The sequence below is a fragment of the Serratia sp. CY33525 genome (genome assembly GCF_052169115.1).
Classification (GTDB): domain Bacteria; phylum Pseudomonadota; class Gammaproteobacteria; order Enterobacterales; family Enterobacteriaceae; genus Serratia; species Serratia sarumanii.
Map to the genome: position 1 here is coordinate 579310 of NZ_JBJNLK010000002.1, position 26586 is coordinate 605895.

Genomic DNA, 26586 nt, shown 5'->3' on the forward strand with positions numbered 1-26586 from the left:
TGGGGGGATATCCCCCGATCGTCGGTAAACCGGCAGGCGGGCGCTCCCCGCCTGCATTGCCGTTTTGGGCCACGGCGCTCGCCGTGGTTTTGTGCCGCTTTACGCCGGAGAGCACCCCGATTGAACGACGCCATCCCTCGTCCTCAAGCCAAGTCGCAGAAGGTTTTCACCCCTCTGCTGGAAATCCGTAACCTCACCAAAACCTTCGACGGGCAGAACGCGGTCGAAGACGTTAGCCTTACCATCTACAAGGGCGAGATCTTTGCGCTGCTCGGCCCGTCCGGCTGCGGTAAGTCCACCTTGCTGCGCATGCTGGCCGGTTTCGAGCAGCCCTCGGAAGGGCAGATCGTGCTCGATGGGCAGGATATGTCGCACGTGCCGCCGTACCAGCGGCCGATCAACATGATGTTTCAGTCCTACGCGCTGTTCCCGCACATGACGGTGGAGCAGAACATCGCCTTCGGCCTGAAACAGGACAAAATGCCACGGGCGGCGATCGCCGAGCGGGTGGCGGAAATGCTGGCGCTGGTGCACATGCAAGAGTACGCCAAACGCAAGCCGCACCAGCTTTCCGGCGGCCAGCGGCAGCGGGTGGCGCTGGCGCGCAGCCTGGCCAAGCGGCCCAAGCTGCTGCTGCTGGATGAGCCGATGGGCGCGCTGGACAAGAAACTGCGCGATCGCATGCAGTTGGAAGTGACCGACATTCTCGAGCGCGTCGGCGTCACCTGCGTGATGGTGACGCACGATCAGGAAGAGGCGATGACCATGGCGGGGCGCATCGCCATCATGAACCGCGGCAAGTTCGTGCAGATCGGCGAGCCGGAAGAGATCTACGAGCATCCGAACAGCCGCTTCAGCGCCGAATTTATCGGCTCGGTCAACGTCTTCGACTGCGTATTGCAAGAGCGCCACGACGATGCGCTGATCCTGCAAAGCCCCGGGTTGCGCCATGCGATCAAAGTCGATCCGGACGCCTCGGTGGTGGACGGCGTGCCGATCCAGGTGGCGCTGCGGCCGGAAAAGATCCTGCTGTGCGAACAGGTGCCGGAAGACGGCTGCAACTTCGCGGTGGGAGAAGTGGCGCATATTTCCTACCTGGGCGATCTGTCCATTTATCACGTGAAGCTGCACAGCGGGCAGATTATCAGCGCCCAGCTGCAAAACGGCCACCGTTTCCGCAAGGGGATGCCGACCTGGGGCGATGAAGTGCGTCTGTGCTGGGAAACCGACAGCTGCGTAGTGTTGACGGTGTAGTGGAGCCGGTGAGGAGTAACCCGTATGACCCTGCTTTCTGAACGCACGCCGGAACCGCCGGCCAAAACGCCCGGCACCCTCAAGGCGCTGTTCCACCGCCTGCTGATGGCTCACGGCCGCAAGCTGGTGATCGCGCTGCCGTATTTATGGCTGACGCTGCTGTTCATGCTGCCGTTCCTGATCGTGTTCAAGATCAGCCTGGCGGAGCTGGCGCTGGCGGTGCCGCCTTACACCGAGCTGATGAGCTGGGTGGACGGCAAGCTGAACATCGCGCTCAACTTCGCCAACTACCTGCAACTGACCGACGATCCGCTGTATATCGACGCCTACCTGCAGTCGCTGCGCGTGGCGGCGGTCTCGACGCTGTGCTGCCTGATCATCGGTTATCCGCTGGCCTGGGCGGTGGCTCACAGCAAGGCGTCAACCCGCAACATTCTGCTGCTGCTGGTGATCCTGCCTTCCTGGACCTCGTTCCTGATCCGCGTCTATGCCTGGATGGGCATTCTGAAAAACAACGGCATTCTTAATAACTTCCTGATGTGGCTGGGTGTCATCGATCAGCCGCTGGTGATCCTGCACACCAACCTGGCGGTGTATATCGGCATCGTTTATTCCTATCTGCCGTTTATGGTGCTGCCGATCTACACGGCGCTGATCCGGCTGGATTACTCGCTGGTGGAGGCGTCGCTGGATCTGGGCGCCCGGCCGCTGAAAACCTTCTTCAGCGTGATCGTGCCGCTGACGCGCGGCGGCATCATCGCCGGTTCGATGCTGGTGTTCATTCCGGCGGTGGGGGAGTTCGTGATCCCGGAACTGCTCGGTGGGCCGGACAGCATCATGATCGGCCGCGTGCTGTGGCAGGAGTTCTTCAATAACCGCGACTGGCCGGTGGCTTCGGCGGTCGCCACCATCATGCTGCTGTTGCTGATCGTGCCAATTTTGTGGTTCCACAAACACCAGAACAAGGAAATGGGGGGGCAGGCATGAACAACTTGCCGGTAGTGCGTTCACCGTGGCGCATCGCCATCCTGACGATCGGCTTTACCTTCCTGTATGCGCCGATGCTGATGCTGGTGATCTACTCCTTCAACAGCTCCAAGCTGGTGACGGTGTGGGCCGGCTGGTCCACGCGCTGGTATACCGAACTGTTCCACGACTCGGCGATGATCAGCGCGGTGGGGCTCAGCCTGACCATCGCTGCCGCTTCCGCCACCGCCGCGGTGGTACTGGGGGCCATCGCCGCCGTGGTGATGGTGCGCTTCGGCCGCTTTCGCGGTTCGACCGGCTTCGCGTTTATGCTGACTGCGCCGCTGGTGATGCCGGACGTGATCACCGGCCTGTCGCTGCTGCTGCTGTTCGTGGCGATGGGGCACGCCTTCGGCTGGCCGTCGGAGCGCGGCATGTTCACCATCTGGCTGGCGCATGTCACCTTCTGTACCGCTTACGTGGCGGTGGTGATCAGCTCGCGCCTGCGCGAGGTGGATCGCTCAATTGAAGAGGCGGCGATGGACTTGGGGGCGCCGCCGCTGAAGGTGTTCTTCGTCATCACCTTGCCGATGATCGCGCCGGCGCTGATCTCCGGCTGGATGCTGGCGTTCACCCTGTCGCTGGACGACCTGGTGATCGCCAGCTTCGTCTCCGGCCCGGGCGCTACCACGCTGCCGATGCTGGTGTTCTCCAGCGTGCGCATGGGGGTGAATCCGGAAATTAACGCGTTGGCCAGCCTGATCCTGCTGGTGGTGGGCATTCTCGGCCTGATCGCCTGGTGGTTTATGGCGCGCTCGGAAAAACAACGATCGCGCGAATTGCAGCGGGCGGCCCGTAGCTGAATCGTAACAAACCTGCTATTTTTGCAATCAATAAGTATTGCAACTAACTACCTGACTTTACATGCGCCACCTGTATAGGTGGCGCGTCGTAGCGGAATACGGATATGTCAGACATGCTGAAAAGCGGGCAGGGAATGGGATCGACTTCGGATGCGCCGGTGCCGGTGATGGTGGCGGGTACCGCCATGGTCGCGATCAAATGTATCAGCGTGGTGCTGCTGCTGGGCGAGCTGGGCGTCGACGGCGCGCAGGAGTTCGTCAATACCAGCGCGCAGGCGTGGGATTCTACCTTTATCTTTCTGGCCGGCCTGCTGCTGCTGTGCCTGCAAATCAGCTGCGGTTTTGCCGTGATGCGCGGCCGCAACTGGGGGCGCTGGGGATATGTGGCCTGCCAATGCATCGTGGTGCTTTACCTGCTGTTGGCCACCATCGGCAGCGTCTTTCCCGAGGTGTTCACCGTGGAAGGCGAAACCAGCGGCCAAATCCTGCACGTTCTGATCCTGCAAAAGATCCCCGACGCGGTGATCCTGGCGTTGCTGTTCGTTCCCACCGCCAGCCGCCGCTTCTTCACCGCGCGCAAGTGAGATTTTAGGCGCGCGGAGTGGTAAACTCTGCGCCCTTGATTCGTCATCCTGAACTTCACGGTAATCTTCATGCATTGCGCTTTGTATACGGCGGGCACCTGCCGTTCCTGTCAGTGGCTGGAAAAGCCCTATCCGCAGCAACTGGCCGACAAACAGCATCACCTGCACTCGCTGCTGGCCGGGCGCGACGTCGCGCAGTGGCTGCAGCCGGTGGCGGGGGAACTGAGCGCATTTCGCAATAAAGCCAAGATGGTGGTCAGCGGCAGCGTGGAGCGCCCGCTGCTCGGCATGCTGCACCGCGACGGCACACCGGCCGATCTGAGCGACTGCCCGCTGTACCCTGCCGGTTTTGCGCCGATGTTCGCGGTGCTGAAAAGCTTTATCGCCCGCGCGGGCCTGACGCCGTATAACGTGGCGCGCAAACGCGGCGAGCTGAAGTACCTGCTGCTGACCGAAAGCACGCTCGACGGCGGCGTGATGCTGCGCTTCGTGCTGCGCTCGGAAACCAAGCTGGCGCAGCTGCGCGCCGCGCTGCCGTGGCTGCAGCAGCAGCTGCCGCAGCTCAAGGTGATCTCCGCCAATATTCAGCCGGTGCACATGGCGATCATGGAAGGGGAGCGCGAGATTGCGCTGACCGAACAGCAGGCGCTGGAGGAACGGTTCAATCAGGTGCCGCTGTTCATCCGCCCGCAAAGCTTCTTCCAGACCAACCCGCAGGTCGCCGCCGATCTGTATGCCACCGCCCGCGACTGGGTGCGCGCGCTGGGTATCGACAGCATGTGGGATCTGTTCTGCGGCGTCGGCGGTTTCGGCCTGCACTGCGCGCAGCCGCAAACGCGGCTGACCGGCATCGAAATCAGCGCGGAAGCGATCGCCTGCGCGCGCCAGTCGGCGCAGCGGTTAGGGTTGTTGCACGTAGATTTTCAGGCGCTCGATTCTACCCGTTTCGCCACCGCCGAAGGCCAGGTGCCGCAACTGGTGCTGGTTAACCCGCCGCGGCGCGGCATCGGCCAGGCGCTGTGCGACTATTTGAGCCGGATGGCGCCGGACTATATTCTCTATTCCAGCTGCAACGCCGAGAGCATGGCGAAAGATATCGAGATGTTGCCGGGGTACCGCATCGAACGGGTGCAGCTGTTCGACATGTTCCCGCATACTGCGCACTACGAAGTGCTGACGCTGTTGGTGCGGTGTTAAAGGCGCTTTTTGGCAGCCGTATAAGCCGCTGAACGTTCGCGTTTGCCCACAGACAGGACCAGAACCACGATCTCCGTTTCCATGACGCGATACACCAAACGAAAGCCTGATGCTCTGAGTTTGATTTTGTAGCAATCGGGCAAACCGGCGAGTTTGTTGGCGGGGACGTGGGGATTAACCAATACCGATACCAGCTTTTTTTTGAACTGTTCCCGGATCACCGGGGACAGTTTTTTAAATTCCTTCAGCGCATGTTCTTCGAATTCAAGCTTATAAGTCATCCAAATTGACCTTAATGCGTTTGCCGTTCATCCGTGAACGAACGATTTCAGCGAGTTCGATATCTTCCAGGTACTCCGCGATAGCCTCCCAGGTTTCCGGTGAGACGTAATATCCCGAAATCTTACCGTTGGTCAGGACGGCGACCGGCTGCCCTTGTGCCTCTTTAAGGGCGGCGTTGGGCGATTTCTTAAAATCGCTGATGCTGACTGCGGAATCGGCAAGAATGGGTTGAACCGTCATGATGTTATCCTTGATGCTAAATTCAGTATCAAATTTAGCACTAACCGGATGGGGTGGCAATCGGATGGAGCCGCCAAAGGATGGCGGCTCCACATGCGGACTTACTGCGGGAACCACTTGTCGTTGATGGCCTTGTAGGTGCCGTCGGCCTTGATGGCGTCCAGCGCGGCGTTCAGCTTGGCCAGCAGCGCCTGGTTGTCCGGGCGCACCGCGATGCCGAGACCGGTGCCGAAGTATTGCGCATCGGTGATGTGCTCGCCGACCGGCGCCAGCTGCGGGTTGGTTTTCAGCCACTCGTTCACCACGGCGGTGTCGCCGAACACGCCGTCGATACGGCCGTTTTTCAGCTCCAGAATGGCGTTCTGGTAGCTGTCGTAAGAGACGGTGTTAATCTCCGGGTGCTTGTCCTGCATGTATTTCTGGTGGGTGGTGCCGTTTTCCATGCCGAGCTTTTTGCCTTTCAGATCCGCCAGCGAGCTGAACTTGCCTTTTTGCGCAATCACGATCGCCGAGTTGGCGTAGTAAGGCTGGGTGAAGGCGACCTGTTTGCTGCGCTCCGGCGTGATATCCATACCGGAAATCACCGCATCGTATTTCTTGAATTTCAGCGCGGCGATCAGGCTGTCGAACGCCTGGTTGGTGAAGGTGCACTGCGCCTGCATCTGCTTGCACAGCGCGTTGGCCAGATCGATATCGAAGCCGACGATCTGGTTATTGGCGTCGAGCGATTCGAACGGCGGGTAGGTGGCGGAGGCGGCGAAGCGGATGGTCTCGGCCGCGGTGGCGTTAAAGGTGATTCCGGCCAACATCGTCGCGGCAAGCAGCAGTTTTTTCATGCGTAGAGCTCCTGTCTGGATCCTGAAAGTGATTTTTCGCTATCGTTTGTTTTTACTGGTAATCGCCAGAGGTTTTTGCGAGGACACCTGCTGATAACCCTGCCATCGAGTGAATTAAAATGCAATGAAAATGATTAAATATTGCCTTGGAGATAAAAAAAGCCCCGCACGACGGCGGGGCTCATGAGGGGAGGCGGCCTCAGTTGCGGCGCTCAAACGCCAGCGCGCGGCGCTCCACCAGCCGCATCAGCAGCGTCAGCAGGCCGTTGACGCACAGGTACACCAGGCCTGCGGCGCCAAACACCATGACGTCGTAAGTGCGGCCGTACATCAGCTGGCTGTAGCCCATCACTTCCATCAGCGTGATGGTGTAAGCCAGCGAGGTGCTTTTGAACACCAGCACCACTTCGTTGGAGTAAGACGACAGCGCGCGCTTGAAGGCGAACGGCAGCAGGATGCGCAGCGTCTGCCGGCGCGACATGCCCAGCGCTTCGCACGACTGCCATTGCCCGGCGGGAATGGCGCGCACCGCGCCGTAGAACAGTTGCGTGGTGTAGGCCGCGCTGTTCAGCGCCAGCGCTATCATCGCGCACAACCAAGGCTGCGACAGCAGATTCCACAGCCACGGGTAGTCGCGGATCGCCGGGAACTGGCCGGGGCCGTAGTAGATCAGGAAGATCTGCACCAGCAACGGCGTGCCGGTGAACAACGTCACGTAGATCTTGACCAGCGGCGTCAGGATTGGCGTTTTCAGCGTCAGGATCACCGTCAGCAGCAGCGACAGCACCAGCGCGACGATCAGCGCGGCGACGGTCAGCGTCAGGCTGGTGTGCAACCCTTTGAGGATTTCCGGCAAATACTCAATCATCAGACCGGCCCCCGCTCAAAGCGCGTGGCGCGCAGCTCAATGCGTTTGATGACGTATTGGCTGAACAGCGTCACCAGCAGGTAGATGGCCGCCGCGATCACATACCAGGTAAAAGGCTCCTGGGTGCGGGTGGCGATGCTTTTGGTTTGCAGCATCAGATCGTTCACGCTGATCAGCGACACCAGCGCGGTGTCTTTCAGCAGCACCAGCCACTGGTTGCCGAGGCCGGGCAGGGCGTGGCGCCACATCTGCGGCATGATCAGGCGAAAGAAGATCGCCGCCTTGCCGAGCCCCAGCGCCTGGCCGGACTCCCACTGCCCCTGCGGCACCGCTTTGAGCGCGCCGCGCAGCGTCTGCGAGGCGTAGGCGGAATAGAGCAGGGCCAGAGCGATCACCCCGCACAGGAACGGGCTGACTTCGAAATTGTCGATCGCCAGCTGAATCGGCAGCTGGAACAGACCGAGGTTGAGGGTAAAGCCGTCGGAGAGCATCAGCAGCAGCTGCGACGAACCGAAATAGATAAACAGCACCACCAGGATTTCCGGCAGGCCGCGCAGCACGGTCACCCAGGCGGTGCCGAGCCAACTGACCGCTTTCCAGCGGGACGATTCCCATACGGCGAACAGCATCGCCAGAATCAGCCCGAGGATCAGGGCGCAAACGGCAAGGCCGACGGTCATGCCGGCGGCGCTTGCTAAAGGTTGAAATTCATTCATCGGGGCGTATTACTGCTGGAACCATTTTTTGTAGATGGTTTCATAGGTCCCATCCTGCTTGATCTTGTCCAGAGCGGCGTTGAACTTGCCCTGCAGCTCGGTGTTCTTCTGGCGTACCGCGATGCCGAGGCCGGTGCCGAAGTAGTCTTTATCCGTGACTTTGGCGCCCACTGCCGCCAGCGCGTCATTCTGCTTCAGCCACTCGTTGACCACCGCGGTATCGCCGAACACCGCATCAACGCGGCCGTTCTTCAGATCCAAAATGGCGTTCTGGTAGCTGTCGTAAGGCACGGTGGTGATTTCCGGGTGCTTGTCGGTCAGGTATTTCTGGTGAGTGGTGCCGTTTTGCACACCCACTTTCTTGCCTTTCAGCGCCGCCACGTCGGCGATTTTGCCTTTCTGCGCGATGAACAGCGCCGAATTATCGTAGTACGGCTTGGTGAACAGCACCTGCTTTTCACGTTCCGGCGTAATGTCCATGCCGGCCATCACCGCATCGAAACGCTTGAATTTAAGGCTTGGGATCAGGCTGTCGAACGCCTGGTTGGTGAAGGTGCACTCGGCCTGCATCTCTTTGCACAGCGCGTTGGCCAGATCGACATCAAAACCCTGAATCTTGTTGCCGGCGTCAATAAATTCAAATGGAGGATAGGAGGCTTCGGTAGCGAAACGGATGGTTTCGGCTGCGGAGGCGGAAACGCTGATGCCGGCCAGAACGGCGGCGATTATTAGTTTTTTCATCGCAAACTCCCCAAATTACAGCAAGTTAATTGTTAGTGTGATAAGTAGTTGGCAAACTCGGTGGTCCGCGGCTGCGTGAAGTGGCTGCTGTCGCCTTGCTCCACCACGTGGCCGTTTTCCATGTACACCACGCGGCTGGCGGTCTTGCGCGCCACTTCCACTTCGTGGGTGACGATCACCTGCGTGATGCCGGTGCCGGCCAGTTCGCGAATGATGCTGACGATCTGAGCGGTGATTTCCGGATCCAGCGCCGCGGTCGGTTCATCGAACAGCAGCACCTGCGGTTCCATCATCAGGGCGCGGGCGATTGCCACGCGCTGCTGCTGGCCGCCGGAAAGGTGCAGCGGGAAGCGATCGGCGAAGTCGGTCAGGCGCAGGCGCTTGAGCAGCTTGTCGGCGCGCTCCATCGCCTGAGCCTTGGTCAGACCCAGCACGCGGCAAGGCGCTTCGATCAGGTTCTGAACCACGGTGAGGTGAGGCCACAGGTTGTATTGCTGGAACACCATGCCGACATTTTGACGCAGTTCGCGAATGGCTTTCTCGCCAGGCGCCTGCTTGAAGTCGAATTGGTTGCCGGCGATCTGCAGTTGGCCCGAACGCGGCATTTCCAGCAGGTTCAGCACCCGCAGCAATGAACTTTTCCCGGCGCCGCTTGGGCCAAGCAGCACCAGGGTTTCCCCGGCTGGACAATCCAGCGTGATGTCAAACAGCGCCTGGTGAGCGCCGTAATAGCAATTGATACCGTTAAGTTGAATACTCATGCGCCAGAATTGAATAGACATTGATGCCGCAAATGTTAACTTCCACAGAATACTTATGCAATCTTTGTGCGTTAAAATTTATGAGTGTGCGGCGGGACAGTAAAAGATTAGCACAAGATACCGCGACTCAAGCCGAGGGAGGGGATTTGTGGTGCAGGCTGTGAGATCGGTAGCGAAATTTTTTCTATTGGACGAAATCTGAGCGGCAGGCGGGAGGCGGGGATGGCCGACGCGGCAAACCCGCGTCGGCCTGGGGATCGCGGGTTACTGGTTTTCCAACACCTGGCGCACGCTGCCGTTGGTGGCATGCGCTGGAACATTCAGGTAGCGAATATCATCAACCACCCAGCAGGTGCCTTCGCGCACCATCAGCACTTCGTCCTGCCAGTTCACGGTGCTGTTGGCGTCTTTTTGGTAGCTCAAGTCGACGCGCAGCGGGATGTTTTTCGCATCGGTGTTAGGAATGGTCGAGGCGCTGGCGACGGACGCGCTGCCTGGCCCCTGCGCATTGCCGGAGAACAAGTCGCCGGTGATCCGATGCTTGCCCGGGTTCTGGGCGGCGCTGACCAGATCCTGATACAGCACTTTGCTCAGGTAAGGCTGCAACTGCGCCAGGCGGTTGCTGTCCGGCAGGCCGGCGCCCTGCTGGATGCGCAGGTCATAGAACTTTTGCGCGACCGTATCCGGGCCGCCTTCCACACAGCTGCCGCTGCGGGTGCCGATATCCTTGTATGCCGGTTCCACCGTGGTACAGGCACTCAGCAACAGCGCTAAGGGTAAAACAGCCGCAATCGTTTTTGTTTTCATCTTATTACCTTATGTGAAAGTCTCTACCATGAAGACCGATAGCTTACAGTATAAATGCGTTTTTTGGCCTTGCATTCGTACTGCGTGCCATTGATTAAGCGAACATAACGCTAATCTTCTGGTCATAGATACGTTGAATTAATCAAACAAGGAATTCTGATGCAGCTTTCAACTACCCCGACCCTGGAAGGGTTCACCATCACCGAATACTGTGGCGTGGTCACCGGCGAAGCGATCCTCGGCGCCAACATCTTTCGTGATTTCTTCGCCGGCGTGCGCGATATCGTCGGCGGCCGCTCGGGCGCTTATGAGAAAGAGCTGCGCAAGGCGCGCTTGATCGCGTTCGAAGAACTGGAAGATCAGGCGAAAGAGCTGGGCGCCAACGCGGTGGTCGGCATCGATATCGATTATGAAACCGTTGGCAAAGACGGCAGCATGCTGATGGTGACCGTCAGCGGCACCGCGGTGAAAGCCAGCCGCTAATCCCACTCCTCAACGCCCTGGCGCGTCCGGGGCGTTTTACTTTGTCCGACGGTGGCTTCCGTGGCGATTATTGATTAACGTTAACGCTATATCAGGTCATCACATCACAGGGAGGATAAGTGAAAATTTGGCCAGGGATCATCGCCGCCGCGCTGCTGGCGGGATGCCAAAGTTCGCAGCAGGACACGCTCGTCGATCGCGGCGCTTACCAGCTCGAAACCCTGCATCAGGCGCAGGGCGCGGATCAACGCATCCGCTTTCTGGTGATGCACTACACGGCGGAAGACTTCCACTCATCGCTGAAAACGCTGACCGACGAACACGTCAGCGCGCATTATCTGCTGCCGGCGCATCCGCAGCGCGAACACGGTAAACCGACGGTGTTCCGCCTGGTGCCGGAAGCGATGCGCGCCTGGCATGCCGGCGCCAGCGCCTGGCGCGGCCGCAGCAACCTCAACGACACCTCGATCGGCATCGAAATCGTCAACAAGGGCTTCACCCGCAGCATGCTGTTCACCCACTGGCAGCCCTATACGGCGGAGCAGATCGCCGTGCTGGTCCCGCTGAGCCGCGACATCATCCAACGCTATGGCATCCAGCCGCAGGACGTGGTGGGGCACAGCGACATCGCGCCGCAGCGCAAACAGGATCCCGGCCCGCTGTTCCCCTGGCGGCAGCTGGCCCAGGCCGGCATCGGCGCCTGGCCGGACGAACGCGACGTGCAGCGTTTGCTGGCGGGGCGCGATCGCCATGCGCCGGTAGCGATGGCGCCGCTGCTCGAAAAGCTGGCGCGTTACGGCTATGCGATCGACCCGTCGTGGAATGCGCGGCAGCAGCGCAATGTGCTGGCGGCGTTTCAGATGCACTTCCGGCCCGACGATGTGCGCGGCGAACCGGATGCGGAGAGTGAAGCGATTGTCGATGCGCTGCTGGTGAAGTACGGCGCGGCACGTTGATTACAGGCCGTGCAGCTTGCCGTGATCTTTCAGCCAGCGGGCGGTGCGCGCGATGCCTTCTTCCAGCGAGACGATCGGCTGATAGCCCAGTTCTTGCTGCGCGCGGGTGGTATCGAGCGTGAGGTCGAAATTGAGTTTGGCGACGCCGTAGTGGGTCAGCACCGGCTCCTTTTCGCTTTTGCTGCCGAGGCGCTCCATGCCGCGCGCCATCATGTCGAGCATCGGATAGGGGACGGAGCGGATATGGCACTTCATGCCCAAATCGTCGATCAGCTGCTGCACCACGGTGCGCAACGGACGCGGCTGCTGGTTGGTGATGTTGTAGGCGCGGCCGGACGGCGTATCTTCTTTTAGCGTCGCCAGCCACATGGCGTGCACCGCATTCTCCAGGTAGGTCATGTCCACCATCGCCGCGCCGCCGCGCGGCAGCAGCAGGTTGCCGTAGCGTTTGATCATCTGCAGCAGCCGCGGCAGCATCACCTTGTCGTGCGGCCCGAACAATCCCTGCGGGCGCAGAATGGTGAAATGGGTCTGCGGATTGGACAGCGCCAGCTGCTGGATCACCTGCTCGCCGGCGGCCTTGCTGCGCGCGAACTCGTTGGCGTAGCGCTGCGGGCGAAAGTCTTCGGCCACGTTGCGGTGATGGTGGTAATCGAAATAGATCGCCGGGGAAGAGATGTGAATGAACTGCGCCACGCCGTAGGCCGCCGCCCATTCGCCGAGGCGGCGGGTGGCGCGGACGTTGGCCAGTTCGAAGGCCTCTTCGGTGCCCCAGGGCGAGGTGAAGCTGGAGCAGTGCCACAGCACGTCGACGTCCGTCAGCATCGCCTTGGCCTGCGAAGAGATCAGATTGGTGAGATCGGCATGAATGAACTCCGCGCCCATTTTTTCCAGCAGGCCGCCCATCGCCTGGTTGCGGCCGGTGGCACGCACTTTGATGCCCTGACGGCGCAGATATTCGACGGCGTTACGGCCTAACCCACTGGTGGCACCGGTGACCAATACCTTCATAACGGACTCTATTCTCACCCAAAATCGGAATACCGGCGGGCGCTTGCGGCGCTCCCAGCAAATAAGATGCCATTCTTCCGTGATTTCGTGCGCTATGCAATCGGAAAGCCCCGAAGCACAGCGGCAAACTGTGCGGTTGATCGACAAATGAACGGCGTTCAGCGCCGTTGGCGGTCCAGGCCCTCGGCAAGTTCGGCGATGCGCTTCGCCATGCCGCGGAAAATGAACAGATGCGCGGGCATCATGGCGAACCAATACAGCAGCCCGCTGAAGCCGGCCGGATGCCACCAGGCGCGCACGTCCAGCGTGCGGCGATCGCCGTGATCGGTAATGGTGAAGCTCAGCCGCCCCAGCCCCGGCGCCTTCATGCCGAACAGCAGCGCCAGTTGCCGCAGCGGTTTCAGCGTGATGACTTTCCAGCCGTCGATCTCGTCGCCCAGCGCCAGGCTCGCGCGCGCCGGGCGGCCATAGACCACGCCGTTGCCGATCATGTCGTCCATGCGGGCGCGGATCCGCCACAGAATATTGGCGTAGAAATAGCCTTCTTTGCCCCCCAGCTGCTGCACCGTTTGCCATAGGGCCTCGCGGGTGGCGGTGGTGTCCAGCGAACAACCGGCCTGTTTCGGATAGTAACCGTAGCCGGGGCGCCAGCGGGCCCGCGCCGCCGGATCGTAGCCCCAGTCGGCGGAATCGACCACCTCCTGTTCGCGCTGCAGCGTGGTGGCGACCGCCTGATCGAAGGTGTGCAGCCGCTGCGGGATCAGCGCCTGCAGCGGCCGGCCGTCGGCGGGCAGATCGTGCTTCAGCCCCTGGATCAACGCGCGGGCGATCGGCGTCGGCACCGAGGTGATCAGGCTGATGAACCACACCGAAATCAGCCGCGTCGGCAAGGGGATCGGGATCAGCCAGCGCCGTTTGCCGCTGATGGCGATAAAGCGTTGGAACATATCCTGATAGCTGAGGTACTCCGGCCCGGCAACGTCGAAGATGCGGTGCTCCTGCGCCGGGTGCGCCAGCAGATCGGCCAGATAAACCAGCAGGTTCTCCAGCGCCACCGGCGACGACTTCGAGCGCACCCAGCGCGGCGGCGTCAGCACCGGCAGGTTATAGACCATGTCGCGCATCACTTCGAACGCCGCCGAGCCGGGGCCGACGATGATGCCGGCGCGCAGTTCGGTCACCGGCACGCCGCTCTGGCGCAAAATCTCGCCGGTCAGGCGGCGGGCCGCCAGGTGGGGCGAACTGTCGTCGTTCGGCTGCAGCGCGCCGAGGAAGATCACCTGTTTGACGCCGGCATTGCGCAGCGCGTCGCGCAGGTTTTCCGCTGCCTGGCGCTCCTTCTCGATAAAATCGTCGCCGTCGCCCATAGCGTGCACCAGATAGTAAAGCGTATCTGTCTCCCACAGCGCCGCGCTCAGGGTCTCCGGGCGGTACAGATCGGCATACAGGCAGTTGACCTGCGGCCAGTTCCGCTCCTGCAGCCACTCGATGCGCCGCGCGGCGGCGGTAATCTGGTGCCCCTGTTCGATCAGGTGCGGGATCAGGTTCTGGCCTATATAGCCGCTGGCTCCAAGAACCAGTACGCGTTGGGGTGTCATCGGGCCGCCTTGTGCGGTAGAGGATTGGCAGAACGACAGGATGCCAAATTCGGGGTTTAAATGCACTTTTTGTATGGGTATAAGCCGGTTGCATCCATCGTGGCGCAGGTTCACACTACGCGCCCTTTATCGAACGAAAAACCGGATGCCATGAAGCTCAATGTGATTTGTTACGCCCTGCTGGGCCTGGCGCTGGTCGCCAGCCTGTTCTCGCTGCATCCGGTGTGGATGTGGTTGCTGCTGGCCAACCTGCTGACGTTTCTGATCTACGGCGGCGATAAGCTGGCGGCGCGCAAGGGGTGGCGGCGGGTGCCGGAGGCGACGCTGTTGCTGTTCGGCGCGCTGGGCGGGTGGTTGGGCGCACTGGCGGCACAGCAGCTGTTTCGCCACAAAACCCAGAAGCAGCCGTTTAAAACCTGGTTCATCCTCAGCGTGGCGCTCAACCTGGTGGCGGTGCTGGGGTTGTGGTACTGGGTTTATGGCCGCTGGATCTTCTGATTACAGCAGCAGCGGCAGGGTGGCGCTGGCGGTGGCCTGCATCGCCTGAGCGTAGGCGGGATCGCGCCGAGCCAGTTCGGCGATCATCAACTCCACCAGCAGCATGGCGCCGACCTTGGCCGGCAGGGCGCCGGCGGTCAGCGGCCCTTCCGGTTTGGCCGCCACCAGCAGCGTATCCGCCAGCTTGGCCAGCGGGCTGCGTTGGGTGTTGCTGACGGCGATCACGCGTGCGCCGCGCCCTTTGGCCAATGCCACCGCATGCAGCACGTCCTTGGTGGAGCCGGAGCTGGAGATGACGATCAGCAGATCCCGCTCACTCAGCGAGGCGGCGTTCATCGCCGCCCGGTGCATGTCGCTGAACAGCTGCGCCGGTTTGCCGAGGCGCAGCAGCTTGTAGTGCAGGAAATCGCCGATGATGGCGCTGGCGGCGACGCCGTAAATCTGCACTGAAGCGCAACGCTGCAGGCTGTCCGCCGCCTGTTGCAGCGCCTGCGGATCCAACAGCGCGCCGGTATCCCGCAGCGCCTGAACGCTCTCTTCCACCAAATTTTCCGTCGCGCTTTGCCGCGTCGCCGCCTCCGGCTGGCTTTGTTGTAGGCTGAGGGCCAGCGCCATTTTAAATTCGGTATAGCCTTTACAGCCCAGATGGCGGCACAGCCGCGTGACGCTGGCTTCGCTGGTGGCGCTTTCACGCGCCAGTTCGGTGATGGTCAGGTAAACGGCGCGGGAGGGCTGCGCAAGAAGATAGTTGCCGAGCTTTTGCAGCGTGGGGCTGTACCCCGCCAAATCCTGCCGCAGCCGCAATAACAAGTTGCCTGTATTCATCACGTTACCTTTCTGAGTATTCCCGTTTCTATTGTGGCGGAAAGACGCCGCCGCTCGCCAGCGAAATCGACGGATTGTGAAGCCGATCATCGTTATGGGTAAAATTTTCATTAAATTAATCTTAATGTGGTAAAAATTTTCATCATAAAAATGATAGCGGGGAAAAATTTATGTCAACACCAGAATTGTCGCGCTCCGGCGGCTGGTTCGAAAAAGCCCAGCTGTTCGGCAAATCGTTCATGCTGCCGATCGCCGTGCTGCCGGCGGCCGGCCTGCTGTTGGGGATCGGCGGTGCGCTGTCCAATCCCAATACCGTCGAGGCTTATCCCTTCCTCGATGTTGGCTGGCTGCAAAGCGTATTTACCGTGATGGCCAGCGCCGGCGCCATCGTGTTCGCCAACCTGGCGGTCCTGTTCGCGGTCGGCGTGGCGGTGGGGTTGGCCAAAAGCGACAAGGGCACGGCGGGGCTGGCCTCGCTGATCGCCTACCTGGTGATGAACGCCACCATCAATGCGCTGTTGAAAATCAACGGCACGCTGGCCGCGCAGAACGCCGGCGCGGTGGGGCAGGGAACGATTCTCGGGATCCAGACGCTGGAGACCGGGGTGTTCGGCGGGGTGGTCATCGGTCTGGTGACCTGGTATCTGCACGGCCGCTACAACAAGATAGCGCTGCCGCCGTTCCTGGGCTTTTTCGGCGGCTCGCGCTTTGTGCCGATCGTCAGTTCGCTGGCGGCGATGGCGGTCGGCGCCCTGATGACCGTGGTGTGGCCGCCTTTCCAACGGCTGATCTTTGGCATGGGCGGCCTGGTGGACGCCAGCGGCTATCTCGGCACCTTTATCTACGGCTTCGTGCTGCGCATGCTCGGGCCGTTCGGCCTGCATCACATCTTCTACCTGCCGTTTTGGACCACCGCGCTCGGCGGCAGCGAAGTGATCAACGGACAGCTGGTGGAAGGCACGCAGCGCATTTTCTTCGCCCAGTTGGCCGACCCGAATACGCAGCAGTTCTACATCGGCACGGCGCGCTTCATGTCCGGCCGCTTTATCACCATGATGTTCGGCCTGGTCGGCGCCTGCCTGGCGATGTACCAAAGCGCGCGCCCGGAGAACCGCAAACGCGTCGGCGGGCTGCTGCTGTCGGCGGCGCTGACCTCTTTCCTGACCGGCATCACCGAACCTATCGAATTCTCGTTCCTGTTCATCGCGCCGGCGCTGTACGTGGTGCACGCGCTGTTCGACGGCCTGGCGTTCGCGATCGCGCACATTCTGCATATCACCATCGGCCAGACGTTCTCCGGCGGTTTTATCGATTTCATGCTGTTCGGCGTGTTGCAGGGCGAAGCGAAAACCCACTGGATGTATGTGCCGCTGGTCGGGGTGCCCTGGTTCTTCCTGTACTACTTCACGTTCCGTTTCCTGATCCTGCGCTTCAATTTCAAAACGCCGGGGCGCGAGGTGGAAACCGCGCCGGAAGCGGTGACGACCGGCACCGAACGCTCGCAGCAGGTGCTGGCGGCGCTGGGCGGCAAAGAGAATATCGTCGAACTGGATTGTTGCGCCACGCGGCTGCGCGTGACGGTAAAACAGAGCCGGTTGCTGGACGAGGGCGGGCTGAAGGCCAGCGGCGCGCGGGCAGTGATCGTTCGCGGCAACGGCGTTCAGGTGATCTATGGCCCGCACGTGACCATTATTAAAAACGAAGTCGAGGAGTTGTTGGATTTATGACGCTTTCCATTTTGCAGCAGATTAAGGGCCGGCTGGTGGTGTCTTGCCAGGCGCTGGACGACGAGCCGCTGCACAGCGATTTTATCATGGCGCGCATGGCGCTGGCGGCCGAGCAAGGCGGTGCGGCGGCGATCCGCGCCAACGGCGTCGAAGACGTTAAAGCCATCCTGCGCACGGTGGCGCTGCCGGTGATCGGCATTATCAAGCGCGATTATGCCGGTAGCGATGTCTATATCACGCCGACCCTGCGTGAAATCGATGAGCTGATGACTGCGGCGCCGCAGATGATTGCATTGGACGCTACCAGCCACCGGCGGCCAGGGGAGCTGCAGCTGGCGGCGCTGGTTGCCGCGATCCGCGCCAGGTATCCCCGGCTGCTGCTGATGGCAGACATCGCCACCGTGGAAGAAGCGCAAGAGGCTGCCAGGTTGGGGTTCGACTGCGTGGGCACCACGCTGCACGGCTATACCGCCGAAAGCCGGGGCGCCCGACTGGCGGAGGACGATTTCGGCTTTCTGCGTGCGGTGCTGGCGGCGGTGCCGGTGCCGGTCATCGCCGAGGGCAATGTCGAAACGCCGGCGATGGCCGCGCGCTGCCTGGCGCTGGGGGCGCATGCGGTGGTGGTGGGCGGCGCCATTACGCGCCCGCAGCAGATTACCCGCCGCTTTGTCGAGGCCATCGGCGGGCGGTGAAGGGCTCCCCGGCGCGCCGGGGAGGGGAAATCAGGCGTGCTGCTGGAGGAACTCCCGCCACAGCTCGACCACCCGCTGCAGATCCTGACGGCTGACGTCGAGGTGGGTCAGAATGCGCGTCAGCGGGCCGCTGCTGATCAGCACGTCGCGTTCGCGCATCCACGGGCCGAATTTGGCCGCCAGCGCCGGCGGTTGGCGCAGGTACAGCACGTTGGTCTGTGCGCCGGGTTCGACGACCTCCACGCCGATCTGCCGCAGCTGTTGCTCCAGCCAGACCGCGTTGTCATGGTCTTCGCGCAGCCGCGCGACGTTATGCTCCAGCGCGTAGAGGCCGGCCGCCGCCAGGATGCCGGCCTGACGCAGCCCGCCGCCGGTCATCTTGCGCCAGCGCAGCGCGCGCTGAATGAAGGCCTCGCTGCCGCACAGCAGCGATCCGACCGGTGCGCCCAGCCCTTTCGACAGGCAAATGGTGAAGGTGTCGCAGTATTGCACGATCTCTTTCAGCGGCAGGTTCAGCGCCACGGCGGCGTTGAAGATGCGCGCGCCGTCGATATGCAGCGCCAGCTGCCGCTCGCGGGTAAACTGCCACGCCTGCTGCAGGTAAGCCTGCGGCAGGACTCGGCCGCCGATGGTGTTTTCCAGGCTCAGCAGCCGGGTGCGGGCGAAGTGGATATCGTCGGGTTTGATGGCGGCGGCGAGCTTGTCCAGCGGCAGCGTGCCGTCCGCGTCGGCCTCGATCGGCTGCGGCTGGATGCTGCCCAGCACCGCTGCGCCGCCGGCCTCGTATTTATAGTTGTGCGCCTGTTGGCCGACCAGATACTCGTCGCCGCGCTGGCAGTGGCTTAGCAGCGCCACCAGGTTGGCCTGGGTGCCGCTGGGCAAAAACAGCGCCGCCTCTTTGCCCGACAGGCGCACCGCCTCGGCCTCCAGCGCGTTGACCGTCGGGTCATCGCCGTAGACGTCGTCGCCGACCTCTGCCTGAGCCATCGCCTGGCGCATGGCGGCGCTGGGGCGGGTGACGGTGTCGCTGCGTAGATCGATAAGCATAGGGTTCCTGGAATGTAAGGGAGAGGAAAAGGGTACATGGCATCATATACCCTTATTTCACCGGGGGGCAGCTTGCTTAGCGCAGCCAGTTGGTTTTCGCCAGCTCGACCACTTCGTCGCCGCGGCCGTTGATGATGGCGCGCAGCATGTACAGGCTGAAGCCTTTCGCCTGTTCGAACTTGATCTGCGGCGGCATCGCCAGCTCTTGCTTGGCGGTGACCACGTCCAGCAGCGCCGGGCCGGGGTGCGCCAACATCTCCTGCAGCGCGCCGTCCAGATCCGAGGCTTTTTCCACGCGGATGCCCTTGATGCCGGCGGCGTTGGCGATCGCCGCGAAGTCCGGGTTATGCAGATCGGTGCCGTCGGTCAGGTAGCCGCCGGCCTTCATCTCCATCGCCACGAACCCCAGCACGCTGTTGTTGAACACCACGATTTTCACCGGCAGCTTGAGCTGCGCCAGCGACAGGAAATCCCCCATCAGCATGGTGAAGCCGCCGTCGCCGCACATGGCGATCACCTGTTTATCCGGCGCGGTGGCCTGGGCGCCGATCGCCTGCGGCATGGCGTTGGCCATCGAACCGTGGTTGAACGAACCGAGCAGGCGGCGCTTGCCGTTCATTTTCACGTAGCGGGCGGCCCACACCGTCGGCGTGCCGACGTCGCAGGTGAAGATGGCGTCGTCGCTGGCGTACCGGCTGAGCTGCTGCGCCAGATACTGCGGGTGGATCGGCTGGTCGTCGTTGGCGGTCGCCAGCCCGTCGAGATCCTTGCGCGCGTTGCGGTAATGCTCCAGCGCCTTGTCGAGGAACGCCCGGTCGCGCTTGGGCTCCAGCTGCGGCAGCAGGGCGGTGAGGGTGGTGTGGATATCGCCCACCAGCGCCATATTGACCGGGCAGTGTGCGCCGATGCTGCCGGGGTTGATGTCGATCTGAATGATGTTGGCGTTGGTGGGGTAGAACGCGCGGTAGGGGAACTGGGTGCCGAGCAGCACCAGCGTGTCGGCGTTCATCATCGCGTGGTAGCCGGAGGAGAAGCCGATCAGCCCGGTCATGCCGACGCTGTAAGGGTTATCCCATTCGATATGCTCTTTGCCGCGCAGCGCATGCACCACCGGCGCCTGCAGCAGCTCGGCCAGCTTGACCACCTCATCGTGCGCGCCGGCGCAGCCGCTGCCGCACATCAGGGTGATGTTTTTCGCCTTGTTCAGCGTTTCCGCCAGCTTGTTCAGCTCGCTCATCGGCGGCTGCACCAGCGGCAGCGCCGGGGTATGCCAGGTCAGGGGCGCGTCTTCCGGCGCCATGCGCAGCGCCACGTCGCCCGGCAGGACCACCACCGAGACGCCGCGGTTGAGGATCGCCTTGCGCATGGCGATCTCCAGCACGCGCGGCAGCTGTTCCGGGTTGGAAACCAGCTCGCAATAGTGGCTGCATTCGCGGAACAGCTCCTGCGGATGCGTTTCCTGGAAGTAGCCGCTGCCGATTTCGCTGGAAGGAATGTGCGCGGCGATCGCCAGCACCGGCACATGGTTGCGGTGGCAGTCGAACAGGCCGTTGATCAGGTGCAGGTTGCCGGGGCCGCAGGAACCGGCGCACACCGCCAACTGGCCGGTGAGCTGGGCTTCGGCGCCGGCGGCGAAGGCGGCCACCTCTTCATGGCGGGTGCCCAGCCATTCGATGGTGCCCATGCGGTGCAGGCTGTCGCTCAGGCCGTTGAGCGAATCGCCGGTCACGCCCCAAATGCGTTTTACGCCGGCTTGATCCAGCGTTTTGGCGATCAGTGTGGCTACGGTTTGCTTCATGGTTCCCCCAAACATGGTTTAAAAAACGATGTGTACTCGATCCGGTGAGCGGCAGCAGAACAACTGCAAGCATAGCTTACCGGCGGTGGACGAGATGCGGTCAGGAAGGGTAAAGAGCGTAGGACGGGGGAAGTGTAACCGGGCGGGGAGGGGGGAACTTGCCGATAAATGCCCCATCGCGGCGATGGGGCCAGGGGATCACGCCAGCGTGACGTCGCCCTGCAGCTGGCAACTGCAGGCCAGCACGTAGCCTTGCGCTATTTCTTCCGCGCTCAGCGTCATGGTGCTGGTGGTGGTGTAGTCGCCCTCGAGGATGCGGGTTTTGCACGAGCCGCACACCCCGGCGCGGCAGGCGGCGTTGACCGGCAGGGCATTGGCCTCCATCGCCGCCAGCAGCGTGCTGCCGACCGGCACGCGGAATTCGCGCAGCGGGCGGGCGGCGCGCAGCGTCAGCCCTTCGGTGGCATCGGCCTGCGCCGCCGGCGTGTGGAACTGCTCTTTATGGAAACGCTCGGCCGGCACGCCGAGCCGGCGGCACAGCTGCTCCACGTGGTCCATGTAGGGCGCAGGGCCGCAGGTCATCACCGTGCGTTCGGCGATATCCGGCGCCGCCTGCCGCAGCGTCTGTTCATCGATGCGGCCGCTGAGGTAACCGGGTTGCAGATCCCGCTCGGCCATCAGCGTCAGGCGCAGCTGCGGATGGGCGGCGCACAGCGCGCGCCATTGATCGGCGAAAATCGTGTCGGCGGGGGTGCGCACGTTAAAGATCACGGCGATATCGCAGGCCGGACGGTTGGCGGTCAGCCAGCGGCACATCGAGACGATCGGCGTCACGCCGCAGCCGGCGGCCAGCATCAGATAACGATCGGCCGGGTGGCGCTCGCAGCTGAACTCGCCCTGCGCGTCGGACAGCCACAGCGTGTTGCCGGGCTTGACCTCTTGCGTCAGCCAGCGCGATCCGACGCCGTCCGGCAGGCAGCGCACGCTGATGCTGAGAAAGCGGCTCTGGCCGGGCGAGGAGGAGAGCGTATAGGCGCGCAGCGTCTCCTCGCTGTTGCGGATGCTGACCAGCGCAAACTGGCCCGCCTGATAAGGGTAGAAAACGTCGCATATCAGGTTCAGCGTCCAGACGTCGGCGGTTTCGCGCTGGATGGAATGTACCTGCATGCGGTTCGGGCAAAGCGGAGTGGGTTGAGTCATCGGGGCACCTCAAAAAGCAAAGGGGCCGGCGCAGGCGGCCCCATAACGTAATGGCATCAGGCGAGCAGCGCGTTGATATCCTGCTCGACGGTGGTGATCGGACGCAGGCCGAATTTCTCGTTGAGGATCGCCATCAGGTTGTCGGTCAGGAAGCCCGGCGCGGTCGGGCCGGTGACGATGTTTTTCACCCCCAGCGACAGCAGCGTCAGCAGAATGACGATCGCCTTCTGTTCAAACCACGACAGCACCAGGCTGAGCGGCAGCTCGTTGACGCTGCAGCCGAGCGTGTCCGCCAGCTTGACCGCCAGCATAATGGCGGAATAGGCGTCGTTGCACTGGCCGACGTCCAGCAGGCGCGGCAGCCCTTCCAGGGTGCCGAAGTCCAGCTTGTTGAAACGGTACTTGCCGCAGGCCAGCGTCATGATCAGGCAGTCTTGCGGCACGCTGCGGGCGAAGTCGGTGAAGTAGCTGCGCTCGTCGCGGCTGCCGTCGCAGCCGCCGACCAGGAAGACGTGGCGCAGTTTTTTCTGCGACACCAGATCGATCACCGTGTCGGCGGCGTTCAGCAGCGTCTGGCGGCCGAAGCCGACGGTGATCAGGTGCTCGATCTCGGTGTAAGGGAAGCCGTTCATGCCCTGCGCCTGGCGGATCACGGCGCCGAAGTCGTCGCCCTCCAGATGGTTGACGCCCGGCCAGCCGACGATGCTGCGGGTCCAGATGCGATCGCCGTAGTTGCCGACGTTCGGATCGATGATGCAGTTGGAGGTCATCACGATCGGGCCGGGGAATTTGGCGAACTCCGTCTGCTGGTTCTGCCAGCCGCTGCCGTAGTTGCCCACCAGATGCTTGAATTTTTTCAGCTCCGGATAGCCGTGCGCCGGCAGCATTTCACCGTGGGTGTAGACGTTGACGTTTTGCCCTTCGGTTTGTTCGAGCAGCATGCGCAGATCTTTCAGATCGTGGCCGGAGATCAGAATGGCTTTCCCGGCCACCGGGCGCACGTTGACCGCGCTGGGCTGCGGATCGCCGTAGGCCTGGGTTTCGCCGCGATCGAGGATCGCCATCACGTTGAAGTTCATCTTGCCGATGCCCATGGCGTTGTTCAGCAGGGTGTCGACGTCGTGCGGCCGAGTGCCGAGCCAGGCCATAAAGGCGTGGTAGTCGGCATAGAGCTGCTCGTCGAACTGGCCGAGCACGTGCGCGTGTTCCATATAGGCCGCGGCGCCTTTCAGGCCGTACAGGCACAGCATGCGCAAACCGTGGACGTCGTCGCCGACCTCGGCCTTGTCGCCGTTGAGGGCAAACTGCGCCGCCTGTTGCAGCAGCGCAGGCATATCGTCACCGGCCAGCTGCAGCGCCGCCATCGGGTGATCGACGCGCACGCCGGCATCCAGCAGCCGGCAACGGGCAGCCAGCGAATCGCGCAGCAGCAGGGTTTCGCGCGCGTAGCCGATGATGCGCTGGGAGTCGAAGTTGACGTTGGTCAGGGTGGAGAAGAAGGCGCGCGGGGCGAAGCTGTCGATCTCGTGATCGACGATGCCCAGCGAACGCGCCTGCAGCGCCCAGGCGGAGAGGCCCTGTAGCGCCGCCACCAGCAGATCCTGCAGATCGGAGGTTTCCGCCGTCTTGCCGCACATGCCCTGAGCATACGCGCAGCCGTTGCCTGCCGGGGTACGGATGGTTTGTTCACATTGCACACAGAACATAGTCGCTTCCTTTTATTTTTAAAGTTGCATTTGTAATGCTTGTTTAAAAGCATAGATCGGCGATCGGGGTTGCAAAAGGCTTTTGTGCGACTACTGCGGGCAAGTTTGATTTAGCGCAATTTTGCCGTGCGGATGGGAATTATTACGCTTTGGGGGCCGGCCGGCCCCCAGGGGAGAGGATCAGGAGAACAGGGCGATCAGCACCGGCGCCAGCAGGCTCAGCAGGAAGCCGTGCACGATGGCGGGGGGCACCATGTCCAGCCCGCCGCTGCGCTGCAGCACCGGCAGGGTGAAGTCCATCGAGGTGGCGCCGCACAGGCCGAGGGCGGTGGAGCGGCTGCGGCGCACCAGCGTCGGGATCAGCATGATCGCCACCAGCTCGCGCGCCAGATCGTTGAAGAACGCGGCGCTGCCCATCACCGGGCCGTAGGCGTCGGTGATCAGAATACCCGACAGCGAATACCAGCCGAAGCCGGAGGCCATCGCCAGCCCGGCCTTGACCGGCAGCCCCAGCAGCTGCGCCGCCAGCGCGCCGCCGGCCAGCGACGCGACGGTCACCACCAACGCCACCAGCGTGCCGCGGCGGTTGAGCACGATCTGGCGCAGCGTCATGCCGCTGTTGCGCAGCTGAATACCGACCAGCAACAGCAGGAAGATCAGCGCATATTCGCTGCCTTTATGGGCGAACTGCAGCCATTGCCACTGCGTCAGGCCGAGCAGGAAGCCGCCGAGCACCACGCCGCACAGCTTGAGCGACTCCAGCGCCATGTGCACGCGCGAAGGCAGCTTTTCCTGTTTATGGCTGCTGCGCCACGGCATGCGCCGCTCCAGCAGCGCCAGCAACAGCAGATTGGCGCAGAGAATGCAGAAGAAGAACACCGCGCTGTATTGGAAGATCAGCACCAGGTTGCTGCTGAGATCTTCCATGAACGCCAGGCTGATACCCATGAAAAACAGGATCACGTACACCATCCAGCTCAGCAGCCGGTTGATCAGCACCAGCAGCGGGCGATGGCGTAAGGGAATGAGGTAACCGACAATCAGCGGTAACAGAATAATCAACAGTCCTGAGTACATGGTGCAGCTTGTGTCCTTGAGTTTTGGCGCGCGCCGAACGGCGGCGAGGAGCACACGCTAACCAAAAGCCCGGCCGGAGTAAAGCGGCAGATTTGACGTTGGCCGCTTGACCTGCAAGGGGTTTTTTGACCATGCTCTGTGAAGGTTGCCTCATTGACGAGGCGACGGCGCGCACGGGAGGCGGCGGATGTTCTTGGAGCGTATCGAAATTGTAGGTTTTCGCGGCATTAACCGGCTGTCCCTGATGCTGGACGACAACACGCTGTTGCTCGGCGAAAACGCCTGGGGTAAATCCAGCCTGCTGGATGCGCTGACGCTGCTGCTAGCGCCGGAGCAGAAGCTGTATCGGTTTGAGGCGCACGACTTCCATTTCCCGCCCGGAGAAGAGGCGGCCAAAGAGCGCCACCTGCAGGTGGTGTTCACCTTCTGCGAAAAAGACATCGGCCATGCGCACCTGCCGCGCTATCGCCACCTGACGCCGCTGTGGGTCAAGGGCGAAGATGGTCTGAGCCGCATTCATTACCGCTGCGAAGGCGAGCTGGCCGACGACGGCACGGTGTGCACCTGGCGCGGTTTTCTCGACGCCGACGGCAACGCCTTTCAACTGCACCATATCGAACAGCTGGCCCACGCCATCATCCGCATTCATCCGGTATTGCGCCTGCGCGACGCGCGCTTTATTCGTCGCCTGCGCCCCAGCAGCCTCGGCGATGAACGCAAACCCGATACCCAGGCGCTGGCGCAGCAGTTGGATCAGCTGACGCGCGAGCTGGTGCGCAATCCGCAGAAGCTGACCAACGGCGAACTGCGTCAGGGGCTGGCGGCCATGCAGCAACTGCTGGAGCACTACTTCGCTGAGCAAAGTTCGCAGGTGACGCGGCCGCGCCGCCGCGGCGGCGAACCGGAGCAGGATGCCTGGCGTGCGCTGGACGGCATCAACCGTATGGTGGCCGAGCCGAACAGCCGCAGCATGCGCCTGATCCTGCTGGGGATGTTTTCCACCCTGCTGCAGGCCAAGGGCGACGTCAAGCTGGATGCGCATGCACGGCCGCTGCTGCTGGTGGAAGACCCGGAAACTCGCCTGCACCCGATTATGCTGTCGGTGGCCTGGGGGCTGCTCAATCAGTTGCCGCTGCAGCGCATCACCACCACCAACTCCAGCGAACTGGTGTCGCTGGTGCCGGTGGAGCACGTCTGCCGGCTGGTGCGCGAGTCGGGGCGGGTCGCGACCTACCGTCTCGGGCCGCGCGGGCTGAGCGCCGAAGACGGGCGGCGCATCGCGTTTCACATCCGTTTCAACCGGCCGTCGTCGCTGTTCGCCCGCTGCTGGCTGCTGGTGGAGGGCGAGACCGAAGTGTGGCTGCTGAACGAGCTGGCGCGGCAGTGCGGCTACCATTTCGAGGCGGAAGGGGTGCGGGTCATCGAGTTCGCCCAGTGCGGCCTGAAGCCGCTGCTGCGCTTCGCCCGCCGCATGGGCATCGAGTGGCATGCGCTGGTGGACGGCGATGAGGCGGGCAAAAAGTACGCCAATACCGTGCGCAGCCTGCTGGACAATCATGAAGACAACGAACGCGATCGGCTGACCGCGCTGCCGGCGCCGGATATGGAACACTTCATGTTCCGCGAAGGGTTCGGCCCGGTCTATCACCGGATGGCGTCGGTGCCGATCAACGCGCAAATGCCGGTGCGCAAGGTGATCCTGAAAGCGGTCCACCACTCGTCGAAGCCGGATCTGGCGATCGAGGTCGCGATGCAGGCCGGCGAATGGGGCACGGACTCGGTGCCGCCGCTGCTGAAGAAAATGTTCTCACGGGTGATCTGGCTGGCGCGCGGCCGGGCGGACTGACGACGGC

The 26586-nt window shown here is 62.4% G+C and carries 27 protein-coding genes; 11 read left to right on the forward strand and 16 right to left on the reverse strand.

Features of this window, described 5'->3' with window-relative positions; genetic code table 11:
* The first annotated feature begins 120 nt into the window (after positions 1-120).
* The 5 genes from potG to rlmC all read left to right on the forward strand — a co-directional run bounded on the left by potG (position 121) and on the right by rlmC (position 4864).
* Positions 121-1254, forward strand: coding sequence for a putrescine ABC transporter ATP-binding subunit PotG (gene potG, locus ACJ8IM_RS07740; protein ID WP_033637812.1), 1134 nt, complete (start codon positions 121-123; stop codon positions 1252-1254).
* Positions 1255-1278: 24 nt separating this feature from the next.
* Positions 1279-2241, forward strand: coding sequence for a putrescine ABC transporter permease PotH (gene potH, locus ACJ8IM_RS07745; RefSeq protein WP_033646669.1), 963 nt, complete (start codon positions 1279-1281; stop codon positions 2239-2241).
* The gene (gene potI / locus ACJ8IM_RS07750) at positions 2238-3083 is read left to right on the forward strand and encodes a putrescine ABC transporter permease PotI (RefSeq protein WP_016928360.1); all 846 of its coding nucleotides are present in this window, start codon (positions 2238-2240) and stop codon (positions 3081-3083) included. The genes potH and potI overlap by 4 nt, the downstream gene beginning before the upstream one ends.
* Before the next feature lie 104 nt (positions 3084-3187).
* Positions 3188-3667 (forward strand): YbjO family protein, encoded by a 480-nt coding sequence (locus tag ACJ8IM_RS07755; RefSeq protein ID WP_049197168.1) that lies wholly within the window; start codon positions 3188-3190, stop codon positions 3665-3667.
* A 69-nt stretch (positions 3668-3736) separates the two neighbouring features.
* Positions 3737-4864: a 23S rRNA (uracil(747)-C(5))-methyltransferase RlmC gene (gene rlmC, locus ACJ8IM_RS07760; protein ID WP_033654646.1), complete on the forward strand. Its 1128-nt coding sequence runs from the start codon at positions 3737-3739 to the stop codon at positions 4862-4864.
* Here the strand turns inward: rlmC and ACJ8IM_RS07765 are convergent.
* From ACJ8IM_RS07765 to ACJ8IM_RS07800, 8 genes are all read right to left on the reverse strand, one after another.
* Positions 4861-5145, reverse strand: a complete 285-nt coding sequence (locus tag ACJ8IM_RS07765) for a type II toxin-antitoxin system RelE family toxin (protein WP_033654647.1) — start codon at positions 5143-5145, stop codon at positions 4861-4863. The genes rlmC and ACJ8IM_RS07765 overlap by 4 nt on opposite strands.
* Positions 5135-5386 (reverse strand): type II toxin-antitoxin system Phd/YefM family antitoxin, encoded by a 252-nt coding sequence (locus ACJ8IM_RS07770; RefSeq protein ID WP_004928423.1) that lies wholly within the window; start codon positions 5384-5386, stop codon positions 5135-5137. The genes ACJ8IM_RS07765 and ACJ8IM_RS07770 overlap by 11 nt, the downstream gene beginning before the upstream one ends.
* A gap of 101 nt (positions 5387-5487) precedes the next feature.
* Positions 5488-6222 carry an arginine ABC transporter substrate-binding protein gene (gene artJ / locus ACJ8IM_RS07775; protein ID WP_033637816.1) on the reverse strand — a complete coding sequence of 245 codons (735 nt, stop codon included), beginning with the start codon at positions 6220-6222 and terminating at the stop codon, positions 5488-5490.
* A 199-nt stretch (positions 6223-6421) separates the two neighbouring features.
* A complete protein-coding gene (gene artM / locus ACJ8IM_RS07780; protein ID WP_033637817.1) occupies positions 6422-7090 on the reverse strand; it encodes an arginine ABC transporter permease ArtM in 669 nt (222 codons plus the stop codon).
* Positions 7090-7806, reverse strand: coding sequence for an arginine ABC transporter permease ArtQ (artQ, locus tag ACJ8IM_RS07785; protein WP_033637818.1), 717 nt, complete (start codon positions 7804-7806; stop codon positions 7090-7092). The genes artM and artQ overlap by 1 nt, the downstream gene beginning before the upstream one ends.
* 9 nt (positions 7807-7815) lie before the next feature.
* Positions 7816-8547, reverse strand: coding sequence for an arginine ABC transporter substrate-binding protein (gene artJ, locus ACJ8IM_RS07790; RefSeq protein ID WP_033637819.1), 732 nt, complete (start codon positions 8545-8547; stop codon positions 7816-7818).
* 32 nt (positions 8548-8579) lie between these two features.
* A complete protein-coding gene (gene artP, locus ACJ8IM_RS07795; protein ID WP_038884338.1) occupies positions 8580-9308 on the reverse strand; it encodes an arginine ABC transporter ATP-binding protein ArtP in 729 nt (242 codons plus the stop codon).
* A 264-nt stretch (positions 9309-9572) separates the two neighbouring features.
* Positions 9573-10115, reverse strand: coding sequence for a lipoprotein (locus tag ACJ8IM_RS07800; RefSeq protein ID WP_033637821.1), 543 nt, complete (start codon positions 10113-10115; stop codon positions 9573-9575).
* A 159-nt stretch (positions 10116-10274) separates the two neighbouring features.
* Here ACJ8IM_RS07800 and ACJ8IM_RS07805 point away from each other — a divergent pair, with 159 nt between their 5' ends.
* Positions 10275-10598 (forward strand): heavy metal-binding domain-containing protein, encoded by a 324-nt coding sequence (locus tag ACJ8IM_RS07805; RefSeq protein ID WP_033637822.1) that lies wholly within the window; start codon positions 10275-10277, stop codon positions 10596-10598.
* 119 nt (positions 10599-10717) lie between these two features.
* Entirely contained in the window at positions 10718-11554 is an 837-nt protein-coding gene (locus ACJ8IM_RS07810) for an N-acetylmuramoyl-L-alanine amidase (RefSeq protein WP_033654648.1), read from the forward strand.
* Here ACJ8IM_RS07810 and ACJ8IM_RS07815 read toward each other — a convergent pair whose 3' ends face one another.
* Positions 11555-12565, reverse strand: coding sequence for an NAD-dependent epimerase/dehydratase family protein (locus tag ACJ8IM_RS07815; protein WP_033654649.1), 1011 nt, complete (start codon positions 12563-12565; stop codon positions 11555-11557).
* A 158-nt stretch (positions 12566-12723) separates the two neighbouring features.
* Complete coding sequence (locus tag ACJ8IM_RS07820) at positions 12724-14163, reverse strand: DUF2867 domain-containing protein (protein WP_033654650.1); 1440 nt, start codon at positions 14161-14163, stop codon at positions 12724-12726.
* A 150-nt stretch (positions 14164-14313) separates the two neighbouring features.
* Between ACJ8IM_RS07820 and ACJ8IM_RS07825 the strand changes: the two genes are divergently transcribed.
* Positions 14314-14661, forward strand: a complete 348-nt coding sequence (locus ACJ8IM_RS07825; RefSeq protein WP_033654657.1) for a DUF1294 domain-containing protein — start codon at positions 14314-14316, stop codon at positions 14659-14661.
* On the opposite strand, the gene ACJ8IM_RS07830 is transcribed toward ACJ8IM_RS07825, so the two are convergent.
* Entirely contained in the window at positions 14662-15489 is an 828-nt protein-coding gene (locus tag ACJ8IM_RS07830; protein ID WP_033646657.1) for a MurR/RpiR family transcriptional regulator, read from the reverse strand.
* A 167-nt stretch (positions 15490-15656) separates the two neighbouring features.
* On the opposite strand from ACJ8IM_RS07830, the gene ACJ8IM_RS07835 reads away from it, so the two are divergent.
* Positions 15657-17213, forward strand: coding sequence for a PTS transporter subunit EIIC (locus ACJ8IM_RS07835; protein ID WP_033654651.1), 1557 nt, complete (start codon positions 15657-15659; stop codon positions 17211-17213).
* On the forward strand, positions 17210-17905 hold the full coding sequence (locus tag ACJ8IM_RS07840; protein ID WP_079656394.1) for an N-acetylmannosamine-6-phosphate 2-epimerase: 696 nt from the start codon (positions 17210-17212) through the stop codon (positions 17903-17905). The genes ACJ8IM_RS07835 and ACJ8IM_RS07840 overlap by 4 nt, the downstream gene beginning before the upstream one ends.
* A gap of 30 nt (positions 17906-17935) precedes the next feature.
* Here ACJ8IM_RS07840 and ltaE read toward each other — a convergent pair whose 3' ends face one another.
* From ltaE to ACJ8IM_RS07865, 5 genes are all read right to left on the reverse strand, one after another.
* Entirely contained in the window at positions 17936-18952 is a 1017-nt protein-coding gene (gene ltaE / locus ACJ8IM_RS07845; RefSeq protein ID WP_033646651.1) for a low-specificity L-threonine aldolase, read from the reverse strand.
* 76 nt (positions 18953-19028) lie between these two features.
* Positions 19029-20750, reverse strand: coding sequence for a ubiquinone-dependent pyruvate dehydrogenase (gene poxB / locus ACJ8IM_RS07850; RefSeq protein ID WP_060418405.1), 1722 nt, complete (start codon positions 20748-20750; stop codon positions 19029-19031).
* 198 nt (positions 20751-20948) lie between these two features.
* Complete coding sequence (gene hcr / locus ACJ8IM_RS07855) at positions 20949-21950, reverse strand: NADH oxidoreductase (RefSeq protein WP_101455804.1); 1002 nt, start codon at positions 21948-21950, stop codon at positions 20949-20951.
* Positions 21951-22006: 56 nt separating this feature from the next.
* Positions 22007-23656, reverse strand: coding sequence for a hydroxylamine reductase (gene hcp, locus ACJ8IM_RS07860; protein ID WP_101455805.1), 1650 nt, complete (start codon positions 23654-23656; stop codon positions 22007-22009).
* A 180-nt stretch (positions 23657-23836) separates the two neighbouring features.
* Positions 23837-24733 (reverse strand): lysine exporter LysO family protein, encoded by an 897-nt coding sequence (locus tag ACJ8IM_RS07865; protein ID WP_004928363.1) that lies wholly within the window; start codon positions 24731-24733, stop codon positions 23837-23839.
* Between the two features lie 187 nt (positions 24734-24920).
* Here ACJ8IM_RS07865 and ACJ8IM_RS07870 point away from each other — a divergent pair, with 187 nt between their 5' ends.
* On the forward strand, positions 24921-26579 hold the full coding sequence (locus ACJ8IM_RS07870; RefSeq protein WP_033637834.1) for an ATP-dependent endonuclease: 1659 nt from the start codon (positions 24921-24923) through the stop codon (positions 26577-26579).
* The last annotated feature ends 7 nt before the right edge of the window (positions 26580-26586 follow it).